Source organism: Acinetobacter sp. 226-1 (assembly GCF_030329325.1).
Taxonomy (GTDB): Bacteria; Pseudomonadota; Gammaproteobacteria; order Pseudomonadales; family Moraxellaceae; genus Acinetobacter; species Acinetobacter sichuanensis.
In genome coordinates, this window is sequence record NZ_JACANU010000002.1 from 143369 (window position 1) to 163012 (window position 19644).

Consider the following 19644-nt stretch of genomic DNA (forward strand, 5'->3'; position numbering starts at 1 on the left):
TCATTCATGGGGAGAGCTTAAATGACGGATACAAATGATTATGATGAAAATGATGACAATGTAGTTGATGATGATGAAGCAAAAGCAGCCGAGAAAGGTGCAAATGCTGCTGATTCTAGTGTGACTGACACTGACTTAGCAGAAGCAGAAACTCTAACGGTGACTGCGAAGCTGAAACAACGCCAAGCATTGGAAGATGAAGTTGCTGCATTTTTAGCACGTGGTGGGAAAATTACTGAAGTTCCACCCGATGAGTCTAAAGACTAAGTAAACTTTGTCAAAAAAGCCCAAATATTTTAGGTAAATACTTAAAATAGTTTGGGCTTTTTTTATTGACGATGAATGTCAATGATGGATACTCATTCGCAATAAGATAGAGGTGATGAATAAGTTGTTCCAAAACTACTGACTCTCAAAAGAAGGATGGTTAGCAAGATGATACGTGAGTAGTTAATTTTTATTTCAGTGTTTCGATCAATGAACTGAGTTGATCTAAGTCATGATTTTGCAACGTCTCTCGCATTTTTAGAAACTGCTTTTCATCTATTTCATATAATTTAAGAGAAAGCAGTTTTGTTATATCTTCTTCTGAAAAACGATATTTTATAATTTTTGCAGGGACACCACCAACAATTGCATAGGGTGGTACATCTTGCGTGACCACAGCACCCGTTGCCACCACAGCACCTTCACCCAGTTTTACCCCTTGCATAATCATGGCACGACTACCAATCCAACAGCCATCGGCAATGACTGTATCACCCGCAGGCAAAAAACTACGGGTATCAAAAGGAAAGGTCGAAATCCAATCAGGACGGTGCAACTGATTTCCTCCCATCATGATCACACATTCAGCACCAAAACAGACAAAATTGCCAATATATAACTGATCAATCGGCTTTTCTGGCGTTGAAGGTTTATCATGTAAATAACGCACCACACAACGCTCAAAACCCTGATCCCAATAGGCTGAATAATAAGAATAATTTCCTTTAATATGAATATTGGGGTTTTTCACAGTTTTAGAAATAAATTCAAATTCACACCAATGTTTAACAGGTGAGTTGATGGCGTCAGTCATAGAGAGTACAAAGCAGAAAGCATATTTGGCTATTCTATATGAGCAAGAATCAAAAATTAAGTAAAATAGCCTAAGTAGTATCTAAAACTAGGCTATTTCAGTAATTTAGAGGATGTGGAAATTTATACAAGTTTTAAATGAATCAAATGAGAAGCATGTGTATGGCGAATATGATCAGGACGATGATGAAAATAACGCTCAGTAATATCAATGCCAGATAAATCCTCTATAACTGCATAACCCATTTTTTGCACAGCATTATGTAACTCTTTAGGAATAAATGCGCCCATCAACGGTTCTTTCATAAAACGTGTAAATTGAATTACAAAATGTGATCCTAAGCGCTCAAAACCTTTCAAGGCTTTATAGTCCACAGAATAGTCCATCACCACCTCACTATTTTGCGCTGCAATTGAGGCAATATTTTGCAATGTGGCTAAAGTTGTTTCAGGTATTAAATAATGTGTTGTGCCTAACCAAGAAAAAAATGCAGCATGATCAGAATCAAATCCACTACGTTTTAAAGCATCCGATAATTTTTCTTTTTCAAAGTCTATGCTGACAAATTCGACATTAGCGGGCAATTGATTCGATTTAGAAATTTTCTTTAGTTTTTCAATCTTAGTTTTTTGTGTATCGGGATGATCCACTTCAAAAATTTTTAGTTGTGGATATTGATCAGCTAAACGTAAAACAAAGGAATCTAAGCCTGCGCCAACTAATACATATTGTTGAACATTATTATTTTCAATCGCTTGCTGTAATAAATCTTCACTATAGCGTGAACGACCTACCACTTGCCCAGTCAGTTTCCCAAAAGTTTTGTTCATAAAACTTGAATTTAAGGTTTTACGAACTAACGAATTATTCAATAGTACACGCCAACGTGCATTGGTCATATCAAAAGCGTATGAGTCTGAAAATACAGGATTTTCAGCATTTAGATGATGGTTGGCACGTAATGCTGCTGCGGCTTCAGCGGTACGACTCACTCGTCCTGCTTTCATAATATTTCCACTTGATTTTTTATTTTATAACACTTTAAAAAGAATAGTGAAAATTAACAATGGCGTTTTGCTTTGAAGTACGTAGCTAATATGGTCATTTTCGAGCAAGCATAAAAAAGGGCTGAATGATCAGCCCTAAATTCTATCAAATATTGTGCTTTAATATGAATTAAAGATATTCAACACTGACAACTTCATATTCAACTTCGCCTTGTGGCGTGATGATTTTAGCTTCATCACCTTCATTTTTACCCAAAAGACCACGCGCGATAGGTGAATTCACAGAAATTTTATTAATTTTAAAATCAGCTTCATCATCACCTACGATTTGGTAGGTTTTTTGTTCTTCAGTATCTAAGTTTTCGATGGTCACCGTCACACCAAAAACAACACGACCTGTTTGTTCAAGTTCTTTAACATCAATCACTTGACAAGCACCGAGTTTACCTTCGATATCTTGAATACGTCCCTCACAGAAACCTTGCTGTTCACGTGCTGCATGGTATTCTGCATTTTCTTTTAAATCCCCATGTTCACGTGCTTCCGCAATCGCTGCAATAATACGTGGACGATCAACAGATTTTAACTGCTGAAGTTCTTTTTCTAAGGCTACCTTGCCTTCAGGTGTCATAGGATAACGTTGCATTGTTGTCCCTCAATTTGTGAGTGTATGAAAAAAACATAGGTTTAGAAATGAAAAAAGCCCGCCACCGAGAGGTGACGGGACTTCTCGGTAAACGAATTAACCTACAGTTTGTAAATCTTGCAAACGGTATACATCCATTGGCAATTTAATTGCTAAAGCTTGGCAAACAGCATCAGCGCCATTTAAGGTTGTAGTGTAATACACTTTACCTTGAAGTGCTGAACGACGAATCGAGAACGAATCTTGCTGAGCTTGTTTACCTTCAGTTGTATTGATAATGAGCTGAACTTCGCCATTTTTCAAGCGATCGACGATATTAGGACGACCTTCTGTGACTTTGTTCACACGTTCACATTCAATACCTGCATCTTTAATTACATCATAAGTTCCGCCAGTAGCGATAACTTTGAAGCCAAGATCAGTTAACTGTTTTGCAATACCAACAGCACGAGGCTTGTCAGAATCACGTACAGAAATAAATGCGTGTTTTACTTCGCCTTCGGTAGGAAGACCAGGTAAACGTTCATTTGCACCTAAAACAGCTTTATAGAATGCTTCACCAAAAGTTTTACCTACACCCATCACTTCACCTGTAGATTTCATCTCAGGTCCAAGAATTGGATCTACACCAGGGAACTTGTTGAATGGGAATACAGCTTCTTTTACTGCAAAATGAGTCGGGATGATTTCTTTAGTGAATCCTTGAGATTCTAAAGATTGACCCGCCATACAACGCGCAGCAACTTTTGCTAAAGAGTCACCGATACATTTAGAAACGAATGGCACAGTACGTGATGCACGTGGATTTACTTCTAAAATATAAACGTCATTACCTTTTACAGCATACTGAACGTTCATCAGACCAACAACGCCAAGTTCTTTTGCCATTGCAACTGTTTGACGACGCATTTCATCCTGAATCTCTTGAGAAAGAGAATAAGGAGGAATAGAACATGCTGAGTCACCTGAGTGAATACCTGCTTGTTCAATATGCTGCATGATACCGCCAATCACAACGTCTTTACCGTCAGATACGCAGTCTACGTCAACTTCGATCGCATCATCTAAGAAATGGTCAAGAAGAACAGGCGCTTCATTTGATGCTTGAACCGCATCACGTAAGTAGCGTTTAAGTTCGTCATCGTTGTATACGATTTCCATCGCACGACCACCCAATACATACGAAGGACGTACTACTAATGGATAGCCCACTTTTGCAGCTTCAGCCATACCTTCTTCAGCAGATTTTACAATGCTGTTGTTTGGTTGACGAAGTTGTAGACGTTGAATCATTTGTTGGAAACGTTCACGGTCTTCTGCACGGTCGATTGCATCTGGAGATGTACCGATAATTGGCGCACCTGCTTCTTCTAAAGCACGAGCCAATTTAAGCGGAGTTTGACCACCGTACTGTACGATAATACCTTTAGGCTTTTCAGTACGTACGATTTCAAGTACATCTTCAAGCGTAATTGGTTCGAAGTACAAACGATCAGATGTATCATAATCGGTAGAAACTGTTTCAGGGTTACAGTTCACCATGATGGTTTCGTAACCGTCTTCACGCATTGCAAGCGCCGCGTGTACACAGCAGTAATCGAACTCGATCCCTTGACCAATACGGTTAGGACCGCCACCGATCACCATGATCTTATCTTTAGTCGATGGGTTCGATTCACACTCTTCATCGTAAGTTGAATACATATACGCTGTATCTGATTCAAACTCAGCAGCACATGTATCTACACGTTTGTAAACAGGGGTTACGCCCAAGTTCCAACGGTGTTTACGGAATTGTTTTTGTGAAATGCCCATCAAGTTCGCAATGCGAAGGTCAGATAAACCTTTACGTTTGAATGCACGGATGTTGTCGGCATTCAAATCACCAAAACCTAAAGTTTTGATTTCATTTTCAGTTTTAACAATATCTTCGATTTGGATCAAGAACCAACGGTCAATTTTGGTCGCTTCAAAAACGTCATCTAAAGTGAAGCCGTGACGGAACGCGTCAGCTACATACCAAATACGCTCAGGACCCGGAACTTTAAGCTCAACTAAAATCTTTTCACGTGCACCTTCAGTACCTAGCGCGATTTTTTCATCAAAACCACAAGCACCCACTTCAAGACCACGAAGTGCTTTATTTACAGACTCTTGGAAGTTACGACCAATCGCCATCACTTCACCCACAGATTTCATCTGTGTCGTCAAAGTTGCGTCAGCTTGTGGGAATTTTTCGAAGTTGAAACGTGGAACTTTAGTGACAACGTAGTCAATTGACGGTTCGAATGATGCAGGCGTTGTACCGCCAGTGATGTCATTTTTCAATTCATCAAGCGTATAACCTACAGCAAGTTTTGCTGCGATTTTTGCAATCGGGAAACCTGTTGCTTTAGACGCAAGTGCAGAAGAACGAGAAACACGTGGGTTCATCTCGATGATGACCATACGACCATCTTTCGGGTTAATACCGAACTGAACGTTTGAACCACCCGTTTCAACACCAATTTCACGAAGAACAGCTAAAGATGCATTACGCATCAATTGATATTCTTTGTCTGTCAATGTTTGTGCAGGCGCAACAGTGATGGAGTCACCTGTGTGTACACCCATTGGGTCGAAGTTTTCAATCGCACATACGATGATACAGTTGTCGTTTTTATCACGAACAACTTCCATTTCGTATTCTTTCCAACCAATTAAAGATTCATCAATCAATAATTGTTTAGTTGGAGAAAGATCGAAACCGCGTTCACAGATTTCAATGAATTCTTCTTTGTTGTATGCGATACCACCGCCTGAACCACCCATAGTGAATGAAGGACGGATAATCACAGGGAAACCAAAACGTGCTTGGATCGCTAAAGCTTCTTCCATTGACTCAGCAATGTCAGCTTTTGGACATTCAAGACCAATTTTACGCATTGCGATATCGAAAAGTTTACGGTCTTCCGCTTTTTCGATGGCTTCTTTGGTCGCACCAATCAATTCAACATTGAATTTTTTGAGAATGCCATGCTCATCAAGTGCAAGAGCACAGTTCAAAGCAGTTTGACCACCCATTGTAGGAAGAACTGCATCTGGGCGTTCTTTCTCAATGATTGCCGCAACAGTCTGCCAAGTAATCGGTTCGATATACGTTGCATCTGCCATAGCAGGGTCAGTCATAATGGTGGCTGGGTTAGAGTTCACCAAAATAACACGATAACCTTCTTCACGAAGCGCTTTACATGCTTGTGCACCTGAGTAGTCAAACTCACATGCTTGACCGATGACAATCGGACCCGCACCAATAATCAGGATGCTTTTAATGTCTGTACGTTTAGCCATGATCGCTCCTTAATTACTTCTTAGATGCTTCAATAAGTTCGATGAAATGATCGAACAATGGTGCACAGTCATGTGGACCAGGGCTTGCTTCAGGGTGACCTTGGAAGCTAAACGCTGGCTTGTCTGTACGATGAATCCCTTGCAGGGTTTGATCGAACAATGATTTGTGCGTTGCTTTTAGAGTTGCAGGTAAAGTTTCTGCATCTACTGCGAAGCCATGGTTTTGAGAAGTAATCATCACTGTACCATCTTCAAGATTTTGTACAGGATGGTTTGCACCGTGGTGACCGTGAGGCATTTTCACAGTTTTAGCACCAGATGCAAGAGCAAGAATTTGGTGACCTAAGCAGATCCCAAATACAGGCATATTACGTGCATCTTCCACAATTGTTTTTACTGCTTCAATCGCATAGTCACATGCTGCTGGGTCGCCAGGACCATTTGACAAGAATATGCCATCTGGATTCAAAGCAAGAACTTTTTCAGCAGGTGTCTGTGCAGGAACAACAGTTAATTTACAACCGCGATCTGCAAGCATACGTAAGATGTTGGTTTTGACACCGTAATCGTATGCAACAACATGGAATTTAGCTTCAGGCTGAGAGAAACCTTGACCTAAAACCCAAGAGCCTTCAGTCCATTCAAAACCTTCAGGGTCGCAACATTCTTTGGCAAGGTCTAAACCATTTAAACCACCAAATGCACGTGCTTTTGCAATGGCTTCTTCTTCAGTGATATTTTCACCAGCAAGAATACAACCATTTTGTGCGCCTTTATCACGTAAAATACGTGTTAATTTGCGTGTGTCGATATCTGCAATTGCAACGACATTATGTTCTTTTAAATAGTCGCCTAAAGATTGCGTTGATCGGAAGTTGCTATGTAATAAAGGCAAGTCACGAATGATTAAACCATTCGCCCAGACTTTGTGAATGCGACCAGACTCAGCGTCTTCGTCATTACAACCAGTATTACCGATATGAGGATAAGTTAAAGTTACAAGTTGCTGGGCATAACTTGGATCAGTCAAGATTTCTTGATAACCAGTCATGGCAGTGTTAAAAACGACTTCACCAGTCGTACTTCCCGTAGCGCCGATCGATGTACCTTTAAAGATAGTACCGTCAGCAAGGGCTAAAATGGCGGGGGTGCTCAAACCAAAGCTCCTGAACTAAAACCACAAAAATAGGGCTGTAAAAAAGCGAGTAGACGAAAAAAAAGGAAGGTTAATTAAATCCTACCCTCCCTGTGTCTGCTCGCTTATAACTTAACACTGCATTATACGCATCATTACCTTTGAAGTCCATGTAAAAAATTAACAATATGTCAGATAAACGCCTTGTATTTAGAGCGAGTTTCTGTTTCATGGGAAATGAATATCTAATCGCTAAAATGTAATATTTATTCGATAAATCAAAATTTAAAATTTATTGTTATAGTTTAGCTTGTTAGCAAGGTTTTTATTAAAAATAGTAAAACGTAATAAATTTAACGATTGGTAAAAAATATTTCCCCATTGTTTTGAGTTATAAAAAAATAGCTTAAAAATAAAGCATGAGCAGGCGTTTTATTTGTGTACCATTTCATAAAAAATGTTCATTTGTATTATTTATTAGTCAGTTTAAGTGGGTTGGAAATAATCATCAGTTTAAAAATAAATTTTAAAACGAATTATTCAAAACATTAGAAAATGGAAAATGAGGTGGCATAACGCTCTTTTAGGCTTTGTATATGTTTGGAGTTTTGACACAGAGTTTGGGTGAATTTTATATGAAATTTATATTGGATTTTGTTTCTGGTTATGGGAGGGGCATACTTTATATGATTGTTCTCATCAGCAATTTATTTTTATTGTTTTATCTCCTAGTGATGTTGGTAGTTGGCTGTAAAAAGATAAAGCAAAAGGGGGGAACCTTTTGCTTTTGTTACTTTTACATTTCATTAAGACAATGTGGCTTAAAAGATATGTAGCCAATCACGTTTATTGTGAAAGTCTGCATTTTGCCCACTATGCTGCATAGCATAAAACTGCTGTGCTTGTGATGTTTCTAAAACTGCTGTTAGACCAATAAAAAGATCAGACCACTTTAACTTATGGGCTAACATAAATTCAGTTAAATCGAGGCTAACATTTAAGCCATAATGCGTGCGTTTTAATTGATTGAGTTCAATATCATACGCAACTTGTGGTGGCATAGTTTCAGGATAGCGATATTCTTCAAACTGATAAGCTTGCCATGCTTGCGAAGGGGAAAGGTTAATCTCACGATAATAATCTTCGCCCTGTACGCCTATAAAAATTTCAAAGCAAGTTTTTTCCCAAAGAAAATCTAAACGTGGATGAGATGCAACCAAGTCAGGATACAAAATGAGTTGATTAGGATCTCTTAACCAATAACCCACATTGAGTGTATAGGGACTGACTTGTTCAATCGCACCAACGAGAGAAATGCTTTGAAATCGACGATCAAAAGCATTGAGTTCATAACTTGCCATGAAACAATAATCTTAATTTGAAAGATGAGCGTGACGAACTAAGTTCGACAGTTTAGGATTTTGTTTTGCAGCTTTTTTATAAAGCAAAGCAATTTTACCAATGGTTTGTACGACTTCAGCTTCAGTAGTATTTGCAATTTCAGTGATGAGCGCAGCACGAGCTTCGCGATCTTCACCTGCAATTTTGATCTTAATAAGCTCATGATCGTGTAAAGCACGGTTTAATTCTTCAACGACACTATCAGTCAAGCCTTTATCGCCCAGCATTACGACAGGGTTTAATGCATGTCCGATTTGACGTAAACGTTTACGTTCTTGGATAGAGAGAGTTGCCATATAAGCATAACCTAATTTTAAAAACGACCTAGTATAACAAAAGCCATATCACTGCGCTGTAAATTCTGTAGAAATAATCGATTATGCTGATTTAAAAAAACACACGAATAACAGATGATTTAAATGCTGTTGCATACTGCAATACGAATATTTTTCACGTACAATCAAGAGCGGATTATTAATTTGTATTAAGAGAGTTATGGCTACACGCATTACCAACCAAAAGTTATCTAAAAGTAGTCGTGCGTGGATGAGAGAGCATTTAGATGATCCTTTTGTGAAAAAAGCACAAAAAGAAGGCTATCGTGCTCGTGCTGCGTATAAGCTACTTGAAATTCAAGAAAAATATAAAATGATTAAACCGGGTATGACTGTAGTCGATCTTGGTGCTGCACCAGGAAGTTGGTCACAAATTGCAGGAAAACTCGTTGGTGATAAAGGTTTAGTCATTGCTTCAGATATTTTAGAAATGGATGCTTTACCTGATGTTACCTTTTTGCAAGGTGACTTTCGTGAAGAAGAAGTTTTTGAAAAATTGTTAAATATTTTAAATGGACGTACTGTAGACGTTGTAATTTCAGATATGGCCCCCAATACATCAGGTAATAAGGCAGTAGATCAACCTCGTCAAATTTACTTGTGTGAGCTTGCACTTGATTTTGCGAATAAGGTTTTAGGACCTAAAGGGCAATTTGTAGTTAAGGTTTTCCAAGGGGACGGTTTTGATGAATTTCGTAAACAAGTCGTCAGTAGTTTTGATGTGTTGAAAACAGCGAAACCCGCTGCATCACGAGCACGTTCAAAAGAAGTTTTTTTAATTGGACAAGGTCGTAAAAAGGCTTCGCAGTAAGAATTTTTGATAAAAGAGAATGTGAATTTTTCTAAAGCATTTTCTGATGCATGTGTTATGTTTGAAATTGTTTCATGAAAGCTGTATTGGTTGAATAATGAGATAACATTATGCAACTGAAAGGCATTTTTGAAAAAAATTGAAATGAATCGTGTAATTCATGTATGAATTGTCAATAAGTCTTCTTGCCAAGTTGTTAAAAATTGTGCATTTTGTACGTTTTTAAAATTTATTGCGAAATTCATTACTCGCTTTTTGTTAGGATCACCCTCTATGGGCATGGTCAAATTAGATTGATATGGGAATAAAGCTTTGAGCGATCTCTTCAAAAACGCCGTCTTGTGGCTTGTGATACTTGGTGTGCTGATTTTAATTTTCAGTAACATTAGTGACCGCAATAAGCCTGCAGCAATGAACTATTCTGAGTTTGTTACAGCGGTTAATGCAGGTCAGATTAAACAAGTCACTATTGATGGTGAAAGAATAAGTGGCGAAAAAACCAATGGTTCAGATTTTGAAAGTATCCGTCCTGCGGTTCAAGATCCTGAATTGATGCCTACTCTAATCAAAAATAACGTTGTTGTTGAAGGTACTGCACCTCAGCGTCAAGGTTTATTGATGCAGCTTCTTATCGCAAGCTTCCCTGTGCTTTTAATCATTTTGTTATTCATGTTCTTTATGCGCAACATGGGTGGTGGCGCAGGCGGTAAAAATGGTCCAATGAGTTTTGGTAAGTCAAAAGCAAAAATGCTTTCAGAAGACCAAATCAAAGTAACATTTACAGATGTTGCAGGTTGTGACGAAGCAAAACAAGAAGTTGTTGAAATTGTTGATTTCTTAAAGGATCCAGCAAAATTCAAACGCTTAGGTGCAACAATTCCTAAAGGCGTGTTGATGGTAGGTCCTCCGGGTACTGGTAAAACTTTACTTGCAAAAGCGATTGCAGGTGAGGCAAAAGTACCATTCTTTAGTATCTCAGGTTCTGATTTCGTTGAAATGTTTGTGGGTGTTGGTGCATCACGTGTGCGCGACATGTTCGAACAAGCAAAACGTCATGCACCATGTATCATCTTTATTGATGAGATTGATGCAGTTGGTCGTCACCGTGGTTCAGGTACAGGTGGTGGTCACGATGAACGTGAGCAAACGCTGAACCAAATGCTTGTAGAAATGGATGGTTTCGAAGGCAATGAAGGTATTATCGTCATTGCTGCAACAAACCGTGCAGATGTACTCGATAAAGCTTTACTACGTCCAGGTCGTTTTGACCGTCAAGTGATGGTAGGTCTTCCAGACATCAAAGGTCGTGAGCAAATTTTAAATGTTCACTTGAAGAAATTGCCTTCTGTAACAGGTGTGGATGTTAAAGTTCTAGCACGTGGTACGCCTGGCTTCTCAGGTGCACAATTGGCAAACCTTGTGAACGAAGCAGCGTTATTCGCTGCGCGTCGTAACAAGAACACTGTCGATATGCATGACTTTGAAGATGCTAAAGATAAAATCTACATGGGTCCTGAACGTAAGTCGATGGTGATTCGTGAAGAAGAACGTCGTGCAACTGCTTACCATGAAGCAGGTCATGCGATTGTTGCTGAAATTCTTCCAGGTACAGACCCTGTGCATAAAGTAACGATTATGCCGCGTGGTTGGGCTTTGGGAGTAACTTGGCAGTTACCTGAACATGATCAAACTAGCCATTATAAAGATAAGATGTTGAATGAACTTTCAATTCTTTTTGGTGGTCGTATTGCTGAAGAAGTATTTATTAACCAAATGTCGACTGGTGCTTCAAATGACTTTGAACGTGCAACGAAAATGGCACGTGCAATGGTTACGAAGTACGGTATGTCTGAGAAAATGGGCGTAATGGTTTATGAAGATGAAAATCAAAATGGCTTCTTTGGTAATGTAGGTAGTCGTACAATTTCTGAAGCAACACAACAAATGGTTGATCAGGAAGTACGTCGTATTTTGGATGAGCAGTATCGAGTTGCACGTGAGATTCTTGAAAATAATAAAGATATTGCACACGCAATGGTAAAAGCTTTGATGGAATGGGAAACGATTGATCGTGATCAAATCCGTGACATTATGGAAGGTCGTGAACCACAACCACCAAAAGTTTATATTGCTGAAAACCCAGTTATTGATGTAACTCCAAATAATGGTCCATCAACACCTCCACCATTACCAGCAAATTAATATGTTGATGATGGTTAAAAGAGTCTCTATTTAGAGGCTCTTTTTTTATTCTATTTAAATTATTTATGGGGTGTAAAACATTTCAGTATTTTAAGGAGTGAACTTGTTAGAATATAGCAATGTAAAAATGGAGTGTTCTTATGCAGTTGATACCCTTAACTCAACGAGTTTTAAATTGTGGGAATTTGACATTAGATTTATCTAAACCACATGTCATGGGGATTTTAAATGTCACACCAGATTCGTTTAGTGATGGAGGAATGCATAATGAAGTTGAACAGGCGATTGCATTTGCTCAACAAATGATTGTAGATGGAGCAACTGTAATTGATGTTGGTGGAGAATCAACAAGACCGGGTGCTTCTCCTGTTTCTGTTGAAGAAGAGCTACAGCGAGTCATTCCTGTTGTGCAAGCATTGGCAAAATTAGATGTTGTTATTTCAATTGATACTTCTGAACCTGAAGTGATTAAAGCAGCGGTTCAAGCAGGTGCGCATATTTGGAATGATGTGCGTGCATTAACACGACCTCATGCTTTACAAGTCGCGGCTGATTTGGACATTCCTGTGATCATTATGCATATGCGTGGTGAGCCGACCACGATGAATAATTTGGATCAATATCAAGATGTGACAACGGATGTCATCTATGAGTTAAAACAACGTGTAGCGGATGCTTTAGATGCAGGTGTAAAACCTGAAAATATTATGATTGATCCAGGCTTTGGTTTTGCAAAAAATGCTCAGCAAAACTTAAAACTATTGAATGAACTGTATAAGTTAAATGAAATGGGATATCCAATACTTTCTGCACTTTCACGTAAGCGTTTTATTGGTGAGGCATTAGGTGGAGCAGATGCGCAAAATCGTGCGGTTGGGAGTGTTACTGCACATCTGATGAGTATTCAGCAGGGCGCATGTATGGTGCGTGCACATGATGTAAAAGCGATGCATGAAGCGATATTGGTATGGCAAGCAACTTTAGCAGCTGCAACTTAATTTTTAAATTTTGCTTAAAATAGTTATAAAATTTCACACAATGAGAACACAGTTCTTGTTGTGTTTTTTATTTTGAGATCTTTAGATTTGATAATTTGTGCTTTATTTATTTAAATATTTGATATTTATGATTAATTTTAAAATTACAAAATGACTATAAAATCATGTCAACCAAATTCAAGTCTCATATTGCTAAAATAGATTAATGTTATAATATAACAAATGAAGTATATCGATATAAATCAGAAAAATTACAAAATTTGAATTGAGGATTGAGTGATGAAAATGAAATACACAATTTTAGTAGCATCAATGATGACGGTACTACTGTCAGGGTGTTCTAAAAAAACCGAAGAAGCAGTAAGTGATATGGCAGCTACAGAAGTCGTCGCAGCAGATGCGGTTGTAGAAGCAGAAGCCTATGGTTCTGAGGGAAATACTGAAAACTACCAAAAAAATGAACAAAATACGGTAAAAATTGTTGCAAAAGAGCCTGTGTCAACATTTAGTGCTGATGTAGATACGGGAAGTTATGCCAATGTACGACGCTTCCTGACACAAGACAAAACCTTACCGCCTGTAGATGCAGTGCGTGTAGAGGAGATGATCAATTATTTTAATTATCATTATCCACAGCCTACAGGTCAACATCCATTTTCGGTCAATACTGAAACCGTAGATTCACCTTGGCAAGCCAATGCAAAAGTGATTCGTATCGGGATTCAGGCTAAAAATATTGATCAAAAACAGCTTCCTCCTGCAAACTTGGTATTTTTAGTTGATGTTTCAGGCAGTATGGATGAAGAGAAAAAGTTACCTTTAGTTAAAAAAACCTTAACAATTTTAACTGAGCAGCTTCGTCCTCAGGATAAAGTGACTTTAATTACGTATTCTGGACATGAGGAGGTTGTACTAGAGCCAACTTCAGGAAATGAAAAAAGCAAAATTTTAAATGCCATAAATGACCTTTCGGCAAGTGGTTCTACTTCGGGTGAAAGTGCGATTCAAATGGCATATAAAGAGGCGCAAAAATCTTTTATTCAAAATGGGATTAACCGTATTTTAATTGCTACAGATGGAGATTTTAATGTCGGGATTACAGATTTTGATACCTTAAAAAATATGATTGCTGAGAAGCGCAAAACAGGTATTTCATTTACGACTTTAGGTTTTGGTCGTGGTAATTATGATGAGCAGCTTATGGAGCAATTAGCGGATGCTGGTGATGGGAACTATAGCTATATTGATAATGAAAATGAAGCGAAGAAGGTATTAAAACAACAGCTTAGTTCAACACTTGCAACAGTGGCTCAAGATGTAAAAATTCAAGTTGAGTTTAATCCTGCCACAGTAAAAGAATATCGCTTGATTGGTTATGAAAATCGTATGTTGAAGCAAGAAGATTTTAATAATGATCAGGTTGATGCAGGTGATATCGGAGCTGGACATACAGTGACTGCTTTCTATGAAATTATTCCAACAGGTCAAAAAGGTTGGTTGGCTGATTCTCGTTATCAAAATGAGGCAAAAGCACAGGGAAGTAAGACGGAGTATGCTTATTTAAATTTACGTTATAAATTACCAAATCAAGCAAAAAGTATTTTATTAACCCAGCCTATTTCAGCGTCATCTAAGCCATTAACTCAGGCGAGTGGTGATACGCGTTTTGCGCTTGCGGTGGCAAGTTATGGTCAGCAACTTAATAGCAGTAAGTATATGGGTTCAATGGGTTGGAATGATATTTTACAACTGGCACAGTCAGCTCAGCAACCTGATGAATTTGGTTTGAAAGATGAATTTATTGGCTTGTTGAAAAAAGCAAAAAGCTTAAGTTCTGATAAACCGACAGTGCAACAAGTGAATAGAGCATCTTAATTTATGCAGGGATAAGTTTGTTGTTTTGTATGCATTATGTTATATAGATGCGCTTAACGAATGCTAAATATTAGGTTCATATGTTTAACGATTTACTTCTCCCTATGTTTGACGATGAATATTATCCAGATATTTTGGTTGCTGAGGTCAAACAGGTCATTGAAGGTTTTGCAAAAAAAATTGCAAAATCAAGCCTAAGTGATGATGAACTTTATCATGTGGCACATAAAACTGTAGTGGAAATTAATAAAATGAAACCACAGTTTGAAGATCTTGATTCATCTTTAGATGATACTGCGGCAGATTATATTGCGGAAGCAATGATGATGGTGGCGCAAGATCAAGGCTATATGGATGTTGAAATGGAAGAATTAATTTCAAATAGAGAGTGGTAATCCGCTCTTTATTTTTTTAAATTTTTACTGATTGATTTAAGCTCATTTTCAGCTCTATGAAAGTGGTCTTTTACACTAAAACTTCTCTTAAATACCATTCACAAAATCACAGTTACACTGAACTGCTTTATATTGTTGTGTTGATCATTTTCTGTTATTTATTTAATTCAGCTTTGCTTTGATGGGAATATCTTGCCTTATTCATTTTGATTAAAATTGCATAGAGAGAAGGTGTTAAATAGTGAAAATGGGAAGAATTGAAATACACCAGAAATAAATGATAAAAATTTCAGGCATAAAAAAACCTGCATATTGCAGGATTCTTTATTGCACCATTTTAAGAAGTATTAAAATGGTGCCCGAGGCCAGACTCGAACTGGCACGCTTTGTGGGCGGGGGATTTTAAATCCCCTGTGTCTACCGATTTCACCACTCGGGCATGAGCGCAATAATAAAGAACAAAATAAAACTTGGCAAGTATATTTATGATTATTTGCTTTATTTTCAATCAATTCGAAAGTATCTGATTTAAAAAACAGCATTTTTGCTTAATTTTTTAAAAATTCGCTTATTGTTATATGTGATTATTCATTTTTTATTGCTGCATTAGCTGGTGTATTTTGATGTATTGGCGAGTTTTGTTTACATTAAACTATCCATATAAGCATCTAAATCAATGAATTTATAATTTTTACACAATTCATTTTCATATTTTAATAGGCTGATATGTAATTCAAGGTACTCGTTCAGTTGGGCTTGTGATTTTTTTGCTTCTGGTGAGCCTTTTTTAGCAAGCTTTAATTTTGATTTGGTCTTTAGGGCTTGTTTGTATGACCAAAAGCAAGCACGACGAACTTGTTGTAAATAATAGTATTCAATGGTGCTGGTATGTGCTTTAAACATATTTTCTTTGTAAAATTTAACAAAGCCAAAGCTAAGTGCAAAGAAAAATAGAACGCCTTGTAAAAACATACTTTGTATAAAAGCAATATTAATGGTTTGTATAATAATGACAATCGCGAGTTTCAGCGGTACGTTTTTAAACTGTTGGTATAAATGGGTTGAGCTATGTTTCATTTGTTTAATGATTAGAGGAACAATCAACATAAAAAATAGCATGATGACTAGAATCGCAATGCCTTTAGATTGTGTTGCGTCAAATTGATGAAAATGAGTTTCGATGAAATTACCTAAGGCAAAATCAATGCTGACAAAAATCATGGCAGCAAGAACCCAAGGAATGAGTTCACGTAATTCATCCAAAATCCCTCTGGTTTTAATCTGACTATAAAATAAATAGTTGCGTTTAAAAGCTTGAGGATACTTCTTTTCTAATTGCTGTAAATAGAGGGCGGTCTGTTGGGTTTTGCTCATATTGCTCATGAGAAGTTAAATCGGGTAGAAATAGCTTCTTATCAAATTAGAAAGATTAGTCGGTGAATATTGTACGTGTTGAATAGAAATGAGGGCAAGAGATTGTCGATAATTACTGATTTTAAAAAATGATTATACAGAAAATAAATATAGTGGCTTTAAGGTGGCTATATAATAATTGTATTTCAATGATTTAGTAGGCGTTTTGTTATAATTTGGGTGAAGGTTATAGAAGTTGAGGAATTTTAGGCATAAAAAAACCTGCATATTGCAGGGTTCTTTATTGCACCATTTCAAGAAGTATTAAAATGGTGCCCGAGGCCAGACTCGAACTGGCACGCTTTGTGGGCGGGGGATTTTAAATCCCCTGTGTCTACCGATTTCACCACTCGGGCTTACAAGATTGGAGGTAGGAGCCGGAATCGAACCGGCATTTACGGAGTTGCAGTCCGCTGCATCACCATTCTGCCATCCCACCGTGTCTTGGTGATGCACATATTAGCAACCTTTGAAAAAAAAACAATACTATATTTATTCGTATGCACATAAAATCAGCATATAGAATAAAATTGTCTAAATAATCATGTATTATTTGCAAAATTGATTCATATCTACCTTGGAGATGTGCCGTGGCATTAGTTTTAGATGGTCGTGCATTGGCAAAACAAATTGAAACTGACTTGTTAACTCGTGTTGAAGCGTTGAAAGCAAAAACAGGTCGTACCCCAATTCTTGCGACGATTTTGGTTGGTGATGATGGTGCTTCAGCAACTTATGTTCGTATGAAAGGTAATGCTTGCCGTCGTGTAGGTATGGACTCTCTTAAAGTTGAATTGGGTACAGAAACCACAACTGAGCAATTATTGGCTGAAATTGAAAAATTAAATGCTAATCCTGATGTACACGGTATTCTTTTGCAGCATCCAGTCCCTGCGCAAATTGATGAGCGTGCTTGTTTTGATGCCATTTCTTTAGAAAAAGATGTTGATGGTGTGACTTGTCTTGGTTTTGGTCGTATGGCAATGGGTGAAGCTGCTTATGGTTCAGCGACTCCTGCGGGCATCATGACCATTCTCAAAGAAAATAACATTGAAATTGCGGGTAAACACGCAGTTGTGGTAGGTCGTTCTGCGATTTTGGGTAAACCAATGGCAGCGATGTTGCTTGAAGCAAATGCAACAGTCACCATTTGTCATTCACGTACTCAAAATCTTGCTGAGTTTGTCAAGCAAGCTGACATTATTGTGGGTGCTGTGGGTAAAGCAGAATTGATCCAAAAAGATTGGATCAAACAAGATGCAGTTGTCGTTGATGCTGGTTTCCATCCACGTGAAGGTGGTGGTGTTGGTGATATCCAACTTGTTGGGATTGAAGATGTAGCTTCTGCTTATACACCAGTTCCGGGTGGTGTAGGTCCAATGACTATTACTACTTTAATTCGTCAAACTGTGGAAGCTGCTGAAAAAGCATTGGGTTAATAAAACACCTCATTCTAGCCCCTCCAAAAGAGGAGAGGGAATTTCATTGTGAACAATAATGAGATGCTCCTTCTCCCTTAGGGAGAAGGTTGGGATGAGGGCATTAATTAAATTAAGACCTCTCCCTAACCCTCTCCTAGTAGAAGAGGGGATTTTCAAGATTAAAATGAATTAAAAGAAATCTTATGAGCTGTACATTTCAATTTCAAAAAGCCCCACAACACTTACTCGATGCTTTGCATGAAGTAATTCCAAACTGTGAACTGCTTGCACAGCAGTTGCCTGAAACCCCGATTTCTTTGTGGCTCATTCCACCTGTTTTCCCAACAGACCGTTTGGATGATGAAGTGATTCGTCGTATTTGGAATGACACACCCTATTGGATTTTTTGTTGGGCTTCTGGCTTAGCGATGGCACAATGGCTGCTGGCAGAACCTCATCATGTGAAAGATAAGGTGGTGCTTGATTTTGGTGCAGGCTCTGGTGTAGTGGCGATTGCAGCAAAAATGGCAGGTGCAAAACGGGTCATTTGTTGTGATATCGACCAAGTCAGTATAGATGCATGTCGTGAAAATGCATTATTGAATGATGTTGAACTTGAGTATTTAGATGATTTATACAAGGCTGAGCAGGTTGATGTTTTACTCGCAGCGGATGTCTTATATGATCAATGTAATCGCTTTTTCTTAGATGAATTTTTAAAATTTGCCCCAGAAGTGTGGGTGGCGGATAGTCGAGTGAAAAACTTTAGTCATGTTCATTATCAAAAGTTAGATGAGCGTAGCGCAACGACTTGGCCAGACTTAGACGAAGCTAAAGAATTTCGCAATGTAAGTTTTTATAAGACGCTGTAATCGCGCCTTATTTTATATCAAACGTTCAGTAAACAATTAAGAACAGGTATAACGTACGACATGTAAAGTGCTTGGACGTGTTTCAAGTGCTTGACGTGTCGCATAATTTTCACTGCTATTTACACTTTGTGTGTTAGATAAGCCTAAAGATGTACGTGAATGTCCTAATTGAACACCATATTTTTCTTCAGATTCAGTGGCAGGGTTGGCGATTTCATTGGTGCTTAAAACTGAAATTTTATAGGTTTTATTTAAGCCTAAAACTTTTTGACAAGCACGTTGTAATTTGTCGGCATCAATTTGTTGATTTGCTCGCCCTGCTAATGTGTATGCAAGAGTTGCGGAATTTTCACTTTGGTTTTCGATTTGGTAACCTGTTACACCATTAAATTGGCGTGGTGTGGTTTGACAAGCTGTTAACCCTAAAATAACAAATCCTAAACCCAATAATCCAATTTTTTTCATGTTTAGTTAATTCCACACTGTTGTTGTTTTAAGTATGCCATAGCTCTATCAATTAAACGATGACTGATTTGCTTGTTCAATTGAGTTAATTTTTTTCTAAATTTTTCATTCTTTTTTCTATTTTGGAAAATAAATTATAAATCATGCATATTTCACTGATTTTAAATGATGATCTTATAAAAATATTTGATATGGATTAAAACAAATTTGCATTTTTTATAAAAATGCAGCATTTTTGAACTAAATTAAAAGTAAAA

At 37.8% G+C, this 19644-nt stretch carries 17 protein-coding genes and 3 tRNA genes; 8 read left to right on the top strand and 12 right to left on the bottom strand.

What is annotated here, in order from left to right; all coding sequences use genetic code 11:
• Positions 1 to 21 precede the first annotated feature (21 nt).
• Positions 22 to 267, top strand: coding sequence for a hypothetical protein (locus HX124_RS04150; protein WP_107007016.1), 246 nt, complete (start codon positions 22 to 24; stop codon positions 265 to 267).
• Positions 268 to 457: 190 nt separating this feature from the next.
• On the opposite strand, the gene HX124_RS04155 is transcribed toward HX124_RS04150, so the two are convergent.
• The 7 genes from HX124_RS04155 to yhbY all read right to left on the bottom strand — a co-directional run bounded on the left by HX124_RS04155 (position 458) and on the right by yhbY (position 8896).
• Positions 458 to 1081 (bottom strand): CatB-related O-acetyltransferase, encoded by a 624-nt coding sequence (locus tag HX124_RS04155; RefSeq protein WP_286382040.1) that lies wholly within the window; start codon positions 1079 to 1081, stop codon positions 458 to 460.
• Positions 1082 to 1203: 122 nt separating this feature from the next.
• A complete protein-coding gene (locus HX124_RS04160; RefSeq protein WP_286382041.1) occupies positions 1204 to 2088 on the bottom strand; it encodes a class I SAM-dependent methyltransferase in 885 nt (294 codons plus the stop codon).
• Between the two features lie 169 nt (positions 2089 to 2257).
• Complete coding sequence (gene greA / locus HX124_RS04165; protein WP_107007019.1) at positions 2258 to 2734, bottom strand: transcription elongation factor GreA; 477 nt, start codon at positions 2732 to 2734, stop codon at positions 2258 to 2260.
• Positions 2735 to 2830: 96 nt separating this feature from the next.
• The gene (gene carB, locus HX124_RS04170) at positions 2831 to 6064 is read right to left on the bottom strand and encodes a carbamoyl-phosphate synthase large subunit (protein WP_286382042.1); all 3234 of its coding nucleotides are present in this window, start codon (positions 6062 to 6064) and stop codon (positions 2831 to 2833) included.
• A 13-nt stretch (positions 6065 to 6077) separates the two neighbouring features.
• On the bottom strand, positions 6078 to 7220 hold the full coding sequence (carA, locus tag HX124_RS04175; protein ID WP_286382043.1) for a glutamine-hydrolyzing carbamoyl-phosphate synthase small subunit: 1143 nt from the start codon (positions 7218 to 7220) through the stop codon (positions 6078 to 6080).
• Between the two features lie 800 nt (positions 7221 to 8020).
• The gene (locus HX124_RS04180; protein ID WP_107007023.1) at positions 8021 to 8560 is read right to left on the bottom strand and encodes a DOMON-like domain-containing protein; all 540 of its coding nucleotides are present in this window, start codon (positions 8558 to 8560) and stop codon (positions 8021 to 8023) included.
• Between the two features lie 12 nt (positions 8561 to 8572).
• Positions 8573 to 8896 (bottom strand): ribosome assembly RNA-binding protein YhbY, encoded by a 324-nt coding sequence (gene yhbY, locus HX124_RS04185; RefSeq protein WP_286382044.1) that lies wholly within the window; start codon positions 8894 to 8896, stop codon positions 8573 to 8575.
• 199 nt (positions 8897 to 9095) lie between these two features.
• Here yhbY and rlmE point away from each other — a divergent pair, with 199 nt between their 5' ends.
• From rlmE to HX124_RS04210, 5 genes are all read left to right on the top strand, one after another.
• The gene (gene rlmE / locus HX124_RS04190) at positions 9096 to 9746 is read left to right on the top strand and encodes a 23S rRNA (uridine(2552)-2'-O)-methyltransferase RlmE (RefSeq protein ID WP_107007025.1); all 651 of its coding nucleotides are present in this window, start codon (positions 9096 to 9098) and stop codon (positions 9744 to 9746) included.
• A gap of 312 nt (positions 9747 to 10058) precedes the next feature.
• Complete coding sequence (ftsH, locus tag HX124_RS04195) at positions 10059 to 11948, top strand: ATP-dependent zinc metalloprotease FtsH (RefSeq protein ID WP_107007026.1); 1890 nt, start codon at positions 10059 to 10061, stop codon at positions 11946 to 11948.
• Positions 11949 to 12088: 140 nt separating this feature from the next.
• On the top strand, positions 12089 to 12946 hold the full coding sequence (folP, locus tag HX124_RS04200) for a dihydropteroate synthase (RefSeq protein WP_286382045.1): 858 nt from the start codon (positions 12089 to 12091) through the stop codon (positions 12944 to 12946).
• A gap of 369 nt (positions 12947 to 13315) precedes the next feature.
• Positions 13316 to 14821: a vWA domain-containing protein gene (locus HX124_RS04205; RefSeq protein ID WP_286382268.1), complete on the top strand. Its 1506-nt coding sequence runs from the start codon at positions 13316 to 13318 to the stop codon at positions 14819 to 14821.
• An 80-nt stretch (positions 14822 to 14901) separates the two neighbouring features.
• A complete protein-coding gene (locus tag HX124_RS04210) occupies positions 14902 to 15216 on the top strand; it encodes a DUF5713 family protein (protein WP_107007029.1) in 315 nt (104 codons plus the stop codon).
• Positions 15217 to 15569: 353 nt separating this feature from the next.
• Here HX124_RS04210 and HX124_RS04215 read toward each other — a convergent pair.
• The 4 genes from HX124_RS04215 to HX124_RS04230 all read right to left on the bottom strand — a co-directional run bounded on the left by HX124_RS04215 (position 15570) and on the right by HX124_RS04230 (position 17068).
• Positions 15570 to 15655, bottom strand: a tRNA-Leu gene (locus HX124_RS04215).
• Positions 15656 to 15858: 203 nt separating this feature from the next.
• Positions 15859 to 16590, bottom strand: coding sequence for a hypothetical protein (locus HX124_RS04220; RefSeq protein WP_286376700.1), 732 nt, complete (start codon positions 16588 to 16590; stop codon positions 15859 to 15861).
• Between the two features lie 309 nt (positions 16591 to 16899).
• Positions 16900 to 16985 (bottom strand) — tRNA-Leu (locus tag HX124_RS04225).
• 9 nt (positions 16986 to 16994) lie between these two features.
• A tRNA-Cys gene (locus HX124_RS04230) sits at positions 16995 to 17068 on the bottom strand.
• Between the two features lie 151 nt (positions 17069 to 17219).
• Here HX124_RS04230 and folD point away from each other — a divergent pair.
• A complete protein-coding gene (gene folD, locus HX124_RS04235; protein ID WP_107007031.1) occupies positions 17220 to 18068 on the top strand; it encodes a bifunctional methylenetetrahydrofolate dehydrogenase/methenyltetrahydrofolate cyclohydrolase FolD in 849 nt (282 codons plus the stop codon).
• A 185-nt stretch (positions 18069 to 18253) separates the two neighbouring features.
• Positions 18254 to 18922: a class I SAM-dependent methyltransferase gene (locus HX124_RS04240; protein WP_286382046.1), complete on the top strand. Its 669-nt coding sequence runs from the start codon at positions 18254 to 18256 to the stop codon at positions 18920 to 18922.
• Between the two features lie 36 nt (positions 18923 to 18958).
• Here HX124_RS04240 and HX124_RS04245 read toward each other — a convergent pair whose 3' ends face one another.
• Complete coding sequence (locus HX124_RS04245) at positions 18959 to 19387, bottom strand: hypothetical protein (RefSeq protein ID WP_286382047.1); 429 nt, start codon at positions 19385 to 19387, stop codon at positions 18959 to 18961.
• Positions 19388 to 19644: the final 257 nt, after the last annotated feature.

What these genes read in the sequence shown, in the direction of transcription:
- HX124_RS04245 (WP_286382047.1), bottom strand. Translation starts at nt 19,387, where the DNA reads ATGAAAAAAATTGGATTATTGGGTTTAGGATTTGTTATTTTAGGGTTA.
- HX124_RS04150 (WP_107007016.1), top strand. Translation starts at nt 22, where the DNA reads ATGACGGATACAAATGATTATGATGAAAATGATGACAATGTAGTTGAT.
- yhbY (WP_286382044.1), bottom strand. Translation starts at nt 8,896, where the DNA reads ATGGCAACTCTCTCTATCCAAGAACGTAAACGTTTACGTCAAATCGGA.
- HX124_RS04155 (WP_286382040.1), bottom strand. Translation starts at nt 1,081, where the DNA reads ATGACTGACGCCATCAACTCACCTGTTAAACATTGGTGTGAATTTGAA.
- HX124_RS04220 (WP_286376700.1), bottom strand. Translation starts at nt 16,590, where the DNA reads ATGAGCAAAACCCAACAGACCGCCCTCTATTTACAGCAATTAGAAAAG.
- carB (WP_286382042.1), bottom strand. Translation starts at nt 6,064, where the DNA reads ATGGCTAAACGTACAGACATTAAAAGCATCCTGATTATTGGTGCGGGT.
- HX124_RS04205 (WP_286382268.1), top strand. Translation starts at nt 13,316, where the DNA reads ATGGCAGCTACAGAAGTCGTCGCAGCAGATGCGGTTGTAGAAGCAGAA.
- greA (WP_107007019.1), bottom strand. Translation starts at nt 2,734, where the DNA reads ATGCAACGTTATCCTATGACACCTGAAGGCAAGGTAGCCTTAGAAAAA.
- folP (WP_286382045.1), top strand. Translation starts at nt 12,089, where the DNA reads ATGCAGTTGATACCCTTAACTCAACGAGTTTTAAATTGTGGGAATTTG.
- rlmE (WP_107007025.1), top strand. Translation starts at nt 9,096, where the DNA reads ATGGCTACACGCATTACCAACCAAAAGTTATCTAAAAGTAGTCGTGCG.
- HX124_RS04240 (WP_286382046.1), top strand. Translation starts at nt 18,254, where the DNA reads ATGAGCTGTACATTTCAATTTCAAAAAGCCCCACAACACTTACTCGAT.
- HX124_RS04160 (WP_286382041.1), bottom strand. Translation starts at nt 2,088, where the DNA reads ATGAAAGCAGGACGAGTGAGTCGTACCGCTGAAGCCGCAGCAGCATTA.
- HX124_RS04180 (WP_107007023.1), bottom strand. Translation starts at nt 8,560, where the DNA reads ATGGCAAGTTATGAACTCAATGCTTTTGATCGTCGATTTCAAAGCATT.
- HX124_RS04210 (WP_107007029.1), top strand. Translation starts at nt 14,902, where the DNA reads ATGTTTAACGATTTACTTCTCCCTATGTTTGACGATGAATATTATCCA.